The 10,838-nt window shown below is 68.3% G+C and carries 8 protein-coding genes; 6 read left to right on the top strand and 2 right to left on the bottom strand.

The window, feature by feature from the left end:
- Positions 1 to 15: 15 nt before the first annotated feature.
- Together AC4PMY_RS07845 and AC4PMY_RS07840 are read right to left on the bottom strand one after the other, a co-directional pair.
- Positions 16 to 675, bottom strand: a complete 660-nt coding sequence (locus tag AC4PMY_RS07845; RefSeq protein WP_064295938.1) for a HEAT repeat domain-containing protein — start codon at positions 673 to 675, stop codon at positions 16 to 18.
- Positions 676 to 760: 85 nt separating this feature from the next.
- A complete protein-coding gene (locus AC4PMY_RS07840; protein WP_491622372.1) occupies positions 761 to 3,298 on the bottom strand; it encodes a glycoside hydrolase family 2 protein in 2,538 nt (845 codons plus the stop codon).
- A gap of 169 nt (positions 3,299 to 3,467) precedes the next feature.
- On the opposite strand from AC4PMY_RS07840, the gene AC4PMY_RS07835 reads away from it, so the two are divergent.
- Genes AC4PMY_RS07835 through manD form a run of 6 tightly spaced genes read left to right on the top strand, consistent with a single transcriptional unit; the run spans position 3,468 to position 10,831 of the window.
- Complete coding sequence (locus AC4PMY_RS07835) at positions 3,468 to 4,733, top strand: ABC transporter substrate-binding protein (RefSeq protein WP_071261266.1); 1,266 nt, start codon at positions 3,468 to 3,470, stop codon at positions 4,731 to 4,733.
- A gap of 8 nt (positions 4,734 to 4,741) precedes the next feature.
- Positions 4,742 to 5,635, top strand: coding sequence for a carbohydrate ABC transporter permease (locus AC4PMY_RS07830; RefSeq protein WP_197479073.1), 894 nt, complete (start codon positions 4,742 to 4,744; stop codon positions 5,633 to 5,635).
- Between the two features lie 28 nt (positions 5,636 to 5,663).
- Positions 5,664 to 6,545 carry a carbohydrate ABC transporter permease gene (locus tag AC4PMY_RS07825; protein WP_491622371.1) on the top strand — a complete coding sequence of 294 codons (882 nt, stop codon included), beginning with the start codon at positions 5,664 to 5,666 and terminating at the stop codon, positions 6,543 to 6,545.
- Positions 6,542 to 7,606 (top strand): LacI family DNA-binding transcriptional regulator, encoded by a 1,065-nt coding sequence (locus AC4PMY_RS07820; RefSeq protein ID WP_491622370.1) that lies wholly within the window; start codon positions 6,542 to 6,544, stop codon positions 7,604 to 7,606. Before AC4PMY_RS07825 ends, AC4PMY_RS07820 begins: the two co-directional genes overlap by 4 nt.
- Before the next feature lie 37 nt (positions 7,607 to 7,643).
- Complete coding sequence (locus tag AC4PMY_RS07815) at positions 7,644 to 9,596, top strand: glycoside hydrolase 5 family protein (RefSeq protein ID WP_064295944.1); 1,953 nt, start codon at positions 7,644 to 7,646, stop codon at positions 9,594 to 9,596.
- Positions 9,593 to 10,831 (top strand): D-mannonate dehydratase ManD, encoded by a 1,239-nt coding sequence (gene manD, locus AC4PMY_RS07810; protein WP_491622369.1) that lies wholly within the window; start codon positions 9,593 to 9,595, stop codon positions 10,829 to 10,831. Before AC4PMY_RS07815 ends, manD begins: the two co-directional genes overlap by 4 nt.
- Positions 10,832 to 10,838: the final 7 nt, after the last annotated feature.

Raw genomic sequence — 10,838 nt, 5'->3', positions numbered from 1 at the left:
CTGGCCGCCCGCTCGTCAGTCACCCTGGCGGAGCGCGTGCTGGGCCTCCTGCATCGCCTCGTCGAAGTCCAGTTCGGGGTCGTGGAGGATCCGGGCGGTCGCGCGAGCGTGCGCACGGGCCGCTCGCTCGAACGCCTCGGATGCGGCCGTCTGTTCGACGGGCTCGAGCGAGGGCTCGCCGATCGTGGTGAACGCACGAGTGAGGCTGAGTTGCACCTCGCGGTCGCCGCGGCCGAACTGTTTCGTCAGCAGCTCGGCGAGCGCCGGCGCCTCCCGCTCGGGGACGACCCCGGCAGCGGTGCGCCACGCGGCACGGGCGACCTGATCCTCCTCGTCCTCGAGCAACGCGAGGGTGATGGCCGACCAGGTGCGTGGGTCTCCGGTCTTGGAGAGGGTGTGCAGCGCCTGGCTGCGTGCCTGTGGGAAGACCGACCCGAGTTCCTCCATCAGGCGAGGGACGGTCACCTCGGGGTCGTGCCGGACGAGTGCCCAGGTGAGCATGTCGCGCACGAAGAAGTCGGGCTCGACGGCGCAGCGGTCGACGAGCACCTCGATGTAGGCGGTCCTCGGGGTGGTGCCCGCGGCGAGTGCGGCCTGCAGTCGGTCCGAGGGGACGGGTGCACGGAGGGCGATCGCCAGACCGTTCGCTGCAGCGGCGTCGTACTCCTGGCTCATCGAGCGACCTCCCAGAGCTGTGTCGGTTCGATTCCAGCCTAGGTGCGGGAGCCCGCCCGAGGTCCCTCAAGTGGGCTCCCGCACGTCAGCTCGCAGCCGGTCCAGAGGTCGCGATCTCGTCGGGCCGCACGGCCGCCACACCGGCGACCTGCGCACCGGGACCGCTGCGCGAGCGGGCGAGGACGTCGTTCAGGTTGGCCACCACCCAGGGGTCGCCGTCCGCGTCAGGGAGCCGCAACGCTGCACTCCCCGAGGCGAACAGCCGCACGACCTTCACCTCGCCGGGCAGCATGGTGAAGAACCCTTCGGCGTCGCAGGACACGGCCCCGGCGCGGTCTGGCTGGATGAGGACGTCCTTGACGAGCGAGGTTGCGGTGAGTCGGTACTCGTCGTGGTCGTCGAAGCGGGTCACGGCCACGTCCAGGGCCCCCGGGATGAGCTCGAAGTCCCGATCCTCCACGCCGTACCACCAGGCGCGCTGACCGGAGCTCGCCGCCTCGACCACCGCGAACTCCCGTTTCGGATGGGTCCAGCTCGTGAGCCTCGCCGGCAGGTCGACGATCGCGACGCTGTTCGCCTCGACGGTGACGGGGAGCGTGTGACGGTCCAGGGCGGTGCCGGACAGGCTCATCCGCCGGACGACGAACTCGTCCGACCACGGCTCGAGCGTCTGGTTCGCGACGACGAGCACCGGGCGTCCGTCCCGTGGCTGCACGCTGATCGTCCGAGGCGCGAAGGACTGCTGGAGCGCTGTGTACATCGGCTTCGGCCGCCCCGCCGAATCGATCACCGACCAGGACACCGCGGGCCAGCAGTCGTTCAACTGCCACAGCACGGCTCCCGCGGTGTCGGGCCACCTCGAGCGCCAGTGGTCGATCGCCGTCTGGTTCGCGCGGCACTGGTTGAGGCTCGCGAGGAAGTGCCAGCTCGCCAGATCCGCCGCACCGCCGAAGTGGCGCTCGATCGATTCGCCGATGAGCGCGTTCCCGTTGACCATCCGCTGACGGTGCGTGAACTCCGGGGCCTCGGGTGACGCGGGAACGCCGCCGATCGCGTCGACCAGGGTGGTCCAGGTGGCCGGCCCCTGGTTGCCGAACTCGGACACGTAGCGCGGCGCGGTGTTCCGGTAGGCGAGGTAGTCGTCCTTCGTCCACGCGTGGACGCTGCCGTACCTCGGGTCGTTGGGATGCCGTTCCTCGGAACCGGACCACGGGCTGCCCGCCGTGTACGGCCGGAACGGGTCGAGCTCGGCCACGAGCCGGGGCAGGAGGTCGAGGTAGTACCCGCGGCCCCACGTCCGATCGCCGATGAGCGGCTTCCAGTTCCAGTTCTCGTGCCCGAGGAAGTTCTCGTTGTTGCCGTTCCAGACCACGATCGACGGGTGCGGCGACAGCCGGTCCAGGTTGTCCCTGACCTCGGCCTCGACCTCACCGGCGAGGGGATCCTCCTCGGGGTACGCGGCGCAGGCGAAGAGGAAGTCCTGCCAGACGAGCAGCCCCAGCTCGTCGCAGCGCTCGTAGAAGTGCCGGTCCTCGAAGACGCCGCCACCCCACACCCGGACGAGGTCGACGTTGGCCGCGCGGGCTTGCCCGAGGCGCTCGTCGAGCTGCTCAGGGGTGACGCGCGCCAGGAGGAGGTCGTCGGGGATCCAGTTCACCCCGCGCGCAAACAGCGGTACGTCGTTCACGACGAGGGTGAACGCGCGCCCGTGATCGTCCTCGGTCTCGTCGATGCGGACCGAGCGGAACCCGATCCGGTGGTGCCGTTCGTCGAGCAGACGGTCACCATCCCACAGCCGGAAGGTCAGCTCGGACAGACGCGGTTCGCCGTAGCCGTGTGGCCACCAGACGGCCGGCTCGTCGATGTGGATCGTCTCGCGCAACTCGTCGACGTCGATCCGCAGCGTGCGGGTGGTGCGTCGTCCGTCGGACGTCACCGTGATCTCCGCGTCCAATGGCCGGCCGGCGCCGGACGAGGTCCGTTCGAGCTCGACGGCGAGTTCCACGACACCGACGCCGCCCGTCAGCGTCGTCTGCGGGCGGAACCCCGAGATGCGGGCGGTGGACCAGGCCTCGAGCCGGGGTTCTCGCCAGATACCCGCCGTCGCCAGGACCGGTCCCCAGTCCCAGCCGTAACTGCAGGCCATCTTGCGGACGTACTGGAAGGTCGTTCCGGTCGCGTTCGGCAGTGCCGGCGCCAGCTCCCGCGCGGCCGCGTCCGAGAACTCCTGCGCCGACGCGAAGTCCACCGTGAGCTCGCGGTCGTCGGGACCGATGAGGTCGGTCACGTCGAATCGGTACCGCCGATGCATGTTGCGGGTCCTGCCGACGACCGTGTCGCCCACGGTGATCGTGGCGAGGGTGTCGAGCCCGTCGAACACGAGGTCGACCCGCTCGGCGTCGGTTGTCAGCGCCAACGGGCGACGGTAACGCCACGATCGCCGTCCGACCCAGAGGGCGTCGATCTCGTGCAGGCCGAGCAGCGGGTCGTCGATCAGCCCGTTGGCGAGAAGGTCCTGGTGGACGCTTCCCGGGACGACCGCGGGGACCGGAGCGACCTCGTCCCGTCGCGGGTGCTTCCCGACCTCGAGCAGCCAGTGATCTCGCAGCGGGACGGTGTCCACGGATGCCTCCAGATTGCTTAAGAATTAAGTAAAAAGGTCTACTGCCCGCTCATTGCTTGGGACAATGAGCTTAAACGTATCATTGACTTCGCCGATCCGGCACGGTAGCGTCTCGTTCCCGAGAGGCGTCTCGACCCGCGACGCCCCGACCCCCATGGCAAGGAAGCACATGAAGAGCACACGCAGCGTTGCTGTCGCCCTCACCACAGCGGCGATCCTCGGCGCCTCACTCACCGCGTGCAGCGGCGGCGGAGCCGAGATCGACCCCAAGACGGTGACCGTTCTGTCCAACGTGTCCAAGAACACCGCGAGCGGTAGGGCGTTCTTCGCCCTCTTCGACCAGTTCAAGCAGGACACCGGGATCTCCGTCGAGGTCATCGAGCAGGGCGACGACACGAACCGGGTGTACGAGACCACGCTCGCCGGTGGCCGCGAGGCACAACTCGTCCTCACCAACCGCTACCAGAATCTCGACTGGTTGCAGAACGGGAGCGTCGTCGACGCCAAGCCGTACGCCGACGAGTGGGGCATCACCGACAGACTCAAGCCGGACGCGGTCGACGCCTGGTCCGACGCCGACGGCGGGCTCATGGGCATCCCGCTGAACGGCTACACGTGGCCGGTCATGTACAACACCGAGCTGCTCCAGCAGGCGGGCTTCGACGCGCCACCCACGACGACGGACGAGCTCCTGCAGCTCGCGAGCGCCCTGCGCGCGAAGGGCATCACGCCCTGGGCGATCGGCGGCTCCGACTGGAGCGGCGAGAAACTCTTCGCGCAGATCGCGCAGACGCACGTCAGTGCCGACGAGGCCGCCCAGCTCTTCACGAAGGGCGGCTGGTGCGACTCCGACGCGGCCAAGCAGGGCATCGACGACTTCGTCGCACTCCGCGACGGCGGCGTCTTCGTCGACAAGGCGGAGGGGTACACCGTGGACCTCGCCCAGACCGACTTCTACACCGGCAAGGCGGCGATCTACTCCGACGCCTCATGGGGCTTCGGCAACGTCCCCGAGGAGATCAAGCCGAACGTCGTCATCGGCGGAGTACCGGTGCCGGCCGACTCCGATTTCACCGGCCCCTCCTACTACTCGGAGTTCGGGAGCGGGCTCTGGATCAGCCCGAACGGTGAGAAGAACCTCGACGCCGTCGGCAAGCTCGTCACCTTCCTGCTCTCCGACGAGGCACAGGAGCGGCTCGTCGCAGAGGCCTCGCTCGTCTCACCCCTGACGACCGACTTCTCCGCGGCCGCGACCGACCCGCTCCTGCAGCAGGCGCTCGGGCTGAGCGACACCGGCCAGCGTGCCGTCCTGCCGGACGACTACGTCGCCGACACCGCCACCACCACCTGGGCGAAGGCGACCGCAGGAGCCTACGCGGAGTCGGCGAGCACCTCGGACATCTGCGCGGCCCTCGACGCCGCGCTCGCCGAATGACCCGCGTGATGCCTGGCACCACCCCCTCGGTCCGGCCTTCCCGGCCGGACCGAGGGCTCACCATCCTCGGGATGCCGGCCCTCGTCTGGTACCTCTTCTTCATGATCGCGCCGATCATCGCGATGTTCGGCATCAGCTTCCTGCGCTGGCCGAAGATCATCGCGCCGAGCGAGGTCATCGGCTTCGACAACTACGCGGCGCTCGTGCAGGATCCGACGTTCTGGGCGGCAGCTGGCAACACCGCCGTGCAGCTGATCGTCGTGATCCCGGTGATGATCCCGCTGGCGTTCATGCTCGCCTATTATCTGCAGCAGAGTCCCCGCGGGCACCAGTTCCTGTCGATCATCTTCTTCACGCCCGGGCTCATCTCCCTGTCGGTGAAGGCCATGATGTTCTTCGCCATCCTGGCCCCCAACGGCGCACTGAACGGGTTCCTCAGCGGCATCGGAGCGGACGCCGCCACCACGGCGTGGCTCGCCGACCCGAAGACGGCACTCGCGTGCATCATCGCCATCGACCTGTGGAACGGGATCGGGTACACGGCCATCCTGATGAACGCGCGACTCGCGGGCGTCCCCCGGGAGGTCTACGAAGCGGCGGCCCTCGACGGTGCCGGGCACTGGAAGATGATGTGGCGCATCGCGTACCCGATCACGAAGGACTACGTCGGCACGATGGTGATGCTTCAGTTCATCTGGACGCTCTTCAACTCGGCCCCCGTGGTGTTGCTCTTGACGCAGGGCGGGCCGGGAACCGCCTCGACCACGCTGTCCTACTTCGTCTACGATCTCGCCTTCCAGTCGAGCCAGGTGGGATACAGCCAGGCCGCCTCGGTCGTGCTCTTCCTCGTCGGGCTCGTCGGGATGCTCGTCATCCGTCGCACCATCCGAGCGAACTACTGAACGGACCCCGACTGTGACCTCTTCTACTGTGACCGCTTCGACACAGGCCATCGTGCAGGCATCCCGTCCGAGTCGACGCCGCCAGCCCCACGGGCGGTCGAGCCTCTGGGTGGGAGGCATCTTCGCCTGGATGTACGCCGCGCTCCTGATCATCCCCATCTACTACCTGCTCATCAGCTCGGTCAAGGACAACACCGAGATCTTCGGCGACCCGTTCGGGATCCCGCGGCAGTGGCTCTTCGAGAACTACCTCGGCGCCTGGACGAGCGTCGACCTCGGTCAGGCGCTCGTGAACTCCGTCCTCATCACCGCCGTCTCGCTCGTCCTCACCCTCGTGCTCGCGATCCCGGCTGCGTATTCCATCGCCAGGAGTCGCGGTCGGATCGGCGTCATCGTGGAACGGGTGTTCGCCGCAGGGTTCCTCATCCCGCAGTTCGCCGCGCTCGTCCCGACGGTCATCCTCTCCTTCTGGTTGTCGCTCTACGGCACGAAGGAGTTCCTGATGCTCTTCTTCCCGGCCACCGCCCTCCCGATCTCGGTGGTCCTCCTCACGCAGTTCATCCGGGCCATCCCGTACGAACTGGAGGAGAGCGCCCAGATGGACGGGGCGAACCGGTTCTCGATCATCCTGCGACTCATCATCCCGATGGCCGCGCCGGGCATCGTCACGGTGACCATCCTCAACTTCCTCGCGGTCTGGAACGAGTACCTCTTCTCCCTGCTCATCCTCGCGCCGGCGCCCGAGAACCGCACGATCCAGGTCGCGCTGCCGCTGCTCACGAGCCAGCAGAGCCCGCAGTACGGCCAGCTCGCCGCCGGCATCGTGATCACGCTGCTACCGGTTTACTTGGTCTACGCGGTCCTGTATCGACGGATGCAGGACGCCCTCGTGGATGGAGCGCTCAAATGACCGGTGGACCCGACGAACCGACCAAGGCCAGGGTGCGATCCCGGGCACCTCGACCGACGATGCACGACGTGGCGACCGCGGCGGGGGTGTCCGTCGGGGCCGTCTCCTACGCCTTGAACGGACGACCCGGGGTGTCGGAGACGACCCGCGCGAGAGTCCTCGCGATCGCGGCCGAACTCGGATGGGCCGCGAACCAGGCCGCGCGCAGTCTGCGGGGTGGCGGCACCAACACGGTCGGCCTCGTCATCGCGAGACCGGCTGAGACCCTCGGCGTCGAGACCTACTACATGCAGCTCATCGCCGGTCTCGAGGAGACCCTCGCGGCCAACGACTTCGACCTGCTGCTCCGAGTGGTCGCCGACGTCGACGCGGAGGCGCGCATCTACCGGGGATGGGGTGCATCGGAACGCGTCGACGGCATCATCGTCGTCGATCCGCGGACCGAGGACCCCCGCCTCGAGGTCGTCGTCGAGACGGGCCTGCGAGCGGTCGTCCTCGGTGACGCTCCGGACCGACCGGAGGTGTCCTCCGTCGTGGTCGACCACGGAGGGGCCACCGCGGAGGCCGTCCGCTACCTGCAGGCCATCGGCCACCGGCGCATCACCCGGGTCGCGGGTCCCGAGCACCTCCGCCACGTCTCGGCACGCGACCGGGCGTTCGAGGACACCGCACACGAACTCGGCGTGGAGTCGTCGATCATCCGGACGGACTTCACCGCCGAGAGCGGTGCGTCGGCGACGCGGAGGATCCTCGCGCGGGCGGACCGCCCGACCGCGGTCATCTACGACAACGACGTGATGGCCGCTGCGGCGCTGCCGGTCGCCGCCGAGTTCTCACTCGCCGTTCCGCACGACCTCAGCATCCTGTCCTGGGAGGACTCGATGCTCTGCCAGCTGGCGACACCGCCGATCACCGCGATCCGGCGAGACGTCCGGGCATTCGGGGCGCTCGTCGCCGAAGCGCTCCTCGACCAGATCCGCACCGGTCGCCCGGTGCGCCTCGACGCCGCCCGCCCCGAACTCCTCCCGCGGGCGTCCACCGCCCCGCGAACCCTTCCGTGACCACGACGTCACGGAAGACGATCCAGAAGGAACCCTCATGAAACGACACTCCGCGAAACTCCCGACCCCGGACGGCGTCGACGCCCTGATCGGCGTCAACTACTGGTCACGCACCGGTGGTCCGCTCATGTGGCGGGACTACGACGGCGAGGTCGTCGCGCAGGAGCTCGAGCAGCTCCGCGCCCACGGCATCACGCACACGCGGAGCTTCCTGTACTGGCCGGACTTCCACCCGGAGCCCGATCGCCTGTCCGAGGAGATGCTCGCCCACTTCGCCGACTTCCTGCAGCGGCACACCGACGCGGGGATGTGGACGATCCCCACCTTCCTCGTCGGGCACATGTCCGCGCAGAACTGGGATCCGGCGTGGCGCGACGGGCGCGACGTCTTCTCCGACGTCTGGTTCGTCGGGCGCCAGGCCTGGTACATCCGCGAGGTGGTCTCCCGCTTCACCGAGCACCCCGCGATCGACGGGTGGCTGCTGACGAACGAGGTGCCGATCTACGCGGACTGGCGTTCACGCGGCATCGACACCATCGACGCCGAGGCGGTCACCGCCTGGGCACAGCTGCTGATCGACGCGGTGCGGGCCGGCGGCGGGACCCAGCCGGTGTCCGTCGGCGAGGGCGCCTGGGGCGTCGAGATCACCGGGAACGACAACGGCTTCCGGGTCCGTGAGCTCGAGCCGCTGATCGACTTCTTCGGTCCGCACGTCTACCGCATGGAGGACGACCCGGTCCGGCAGCACCTCGGAGCCGCCTTCATCTGCGAACTGCTGGACCTCGGCGGCAAGCCCGTCGTCATGGAGGAGTTCGGCGTCACGTCCGACTACGTGGACGACGAGAACGCGGCGCACTACTACCGCCAGGTCCTCCACGCGACCCTGCTCGGCGGCGCCACCGCCTGGATCCCGTGGAACAACGTCGACTACGACGCGTTCTCGGATCGCGAGCCCTACTCACACCACCCGTTCGAGATGCACTTCGGTCTCGTCACCGACCAGGGGGTCCCGAAGGCGCAGCTCCTCGAGGTCCGCGACTTCGCGGCCACCCTCTCGGAGCTCGACTTCCGAGGGCTCGAACGACCTGACACCCGCATCGGCCTGCTCGTGTCCTCGTTCCTCGAGTCGCCCTACGCCTTCACCGCCCGCGAGGACGGCCCGACCGTGTTCCAGGTGTCACGGCAGGCCTACGTCTCCGCCCGCACCGCCGACCTGCCCGTCGGCGTCGTCCGAGAACTGGACGGGCTCCCGGCGGACCTCGACCTCATCATCGTCCCGTCGACGAAGGCGCTCCTCGCACCCACCTGGGCGGAGCTCGAGCGCCGGGCGGCCGCAGGTGCCACCGTGTACGCCTCCTACTTCAACGGTATGCACGCGAATCAGCGCGGATCGTGGTGGCCGAAGCTCGACGACCTGTTCGGTGTCCGCAAACGCCTGCGCTACGGACTCATCGAACCCGTCCTCGACGAGACCGTCACGCTCGAGTTCCAGACGGACTTCGGCGGCATCGCCCGCGGCACCTCCCTCGCCTTCCCCGTCGGAGGCACGGTCGACGGCCGCTCGCACCTGCCCGTCGAACCGGTCGACGCCGAGGTCATCGCGACCGATCGGGACGGTCGGCCGGCGCTGCTCCGACGACGGGTCGGCAGCGGGTCGATGATCCTGTCCACCTACCCGGTCGAGTACTTCGCCTCGGCCGTGCCGCGGGTCAACCCCGAGCCGACCTGGGAGCTCTACGCGGCGCTCGCCGCGGAAGCCGGCGTAACACCGTCGGTCCGGGTCGACGACGCGCTCGTGATGACCGGTGAGATGACCCACCGCGACGGTCGTCGATTCGTCTGGTTCATCAGTCAGAGCGACGAGACCCGCACGGTCGAGCCGGTCTCCGACGGCGGACTGGTGGACCGCGTCGACGGATCCTCCGTCACCACCGTGACCCTGCCACCGTTCGGGGTGGAGATCGTCGAGTACCGGGAGCAGCGCGCATGATCATCGACAAGGCTGAGGTCATCGTCACGAGTCCCGATCGGAACTTCGTGACGTTGAAGCTCACGACGGATGACGGTCTGATCGGCCTGGGGGACGCGACGTTGAACGGGCGCGAGTTGGCGGTGGTGGCGTATCTGTCCGAGCACGTGGTGCCGTTGTTGCTGGGGCGTGATGCGTCGCGGATCGAGGACACGTGGCAGTTCCTGTATCGGTCGGCGTATTGGCGGCGGGGTCCGGTGACGATGGCGGCGATTGCGGCGGTCGACATGGCGTTGTGGGACATCAAGGGCAAGGCTGCGGGCATGCCGGTGTATCAGTTGCTGGGCGGTGCGTCGCGGACGGGGCTGCTCGCCTACGGGCATGCGTCGGGGAAGAGCAACGAGGAGTTGTTCGACAGTGTGCGCGAGCACCAGGCGCAGGGGTATCAGGCCATCCGGATCCAGACGGCGGTGCCGGGGTTGCAGTCGATCTACGGCATCGCGTCGAACGCCACGTTCGAGGGCAACACCGGCGTCCGCTACGACCACGAGCCGGCGCAGCGTGGCGGCCTGCCGAACGAGGAGGACTGGGACACGAGGTCGTACCTGCGTCACCTGCCGACGGTGTTCGAGGCGGTGCGGAACGAGTTCGGTCCGGAGCTGCCGTTGCTGCACGACGGGCATCACCGGATGACGCCGATCCAGGCCGCGAAGCTCGGCAAGAGCCTGGAGCCGTACGACCTGTTCTGGTTGGAGGACTGCACGCCGGCGGAGAACCCGGAGGCGTTGCGCCTGGTGCGGCAGCACACGACGACGCCGTTGGCGATCGGGGAGATCTTCAACACGGTGTGGGACTACCAGCAGATCATCCGGGAACAGCTCATCGATTATGTGCGTGGTGCGGTGACGCACATGGGTGGGATCTCGCATCTGAAGAAGACGTTGGACTATGCGGCGCAGTACCAGATCAAGTCGGGCATGCACGGCCCGACGGACATCTCCCCGGTCGGGATGGCGGCCGCGATGCACCTGGGGTTGTCGATCCACAACTTCGGCATCCAGGAGTACATGAAGCACGGAGCGAAGACCGACGCCGTGTTCCAGCAGTCGTACACCTGGGAGGACGGCATGCTCCACCCGGGGGACCAGCCCGGCCTCGGTGTCGAGTTGAACGTGGACGAGGCGGGCAAGTATCCGTATCAGCGGGCGTACCTGCCCTACAACCGTCTCGCCGACGGCACCGTCCACGACTGGTGACCCCGGC

The sequence above is a fragment of the Plantibacter sp. MDV22-iso1 genome (assembly GCF_058408345.1).
Note: the sequence above shows the minus strand (reverse complement) of the source record. Positions and strands in the feature narration are given on the sequence as shown.

Coding starts and splice junctions, on each gene's coding strand:
- AC4PMY_RS07845 (WP_064295938.1), bottom strand. CDS start 675: ATGAGCCAGGAGTACGACGCCGCTGCAGCGAACGGTCTGGCGATCGCC.
- AC4PMY_RS07835 (WP_071261266.1), top strand. CDS start 3,468: ATGAAGAGCACACGCAGCGTTGCTGTCGCCCTCACCACAGCGGCGATC.
- AC4PMY_RS07830 (WP_197479073.1), top strand. CDS start 4,742: ATGCCTGGCACCACCCCCTCGGTCCGGCCTTCCCGGCCGGACCGAGGG.
- AC4PMY_RS07820 (WP_491622370.1), top strand. CDS start 6,542: ATGACCGGTGGACCCGACGAACCGACCAAGGCCAGGGTGCGATCCCGG.
- AC4PMY_RS07815 (WP_064295944.1), top strand. CDS start 7,644: ATGAAACGACACTCCGCGAAACTCCCGACCCCGGACGGCGTCGACGCC.
- manD (WP_491622369.1), top strand. CDS start 9,593: ATGATCATCGACAAGGCTGAGGTCATCGTCACGAGTCCCGATCGGAAC.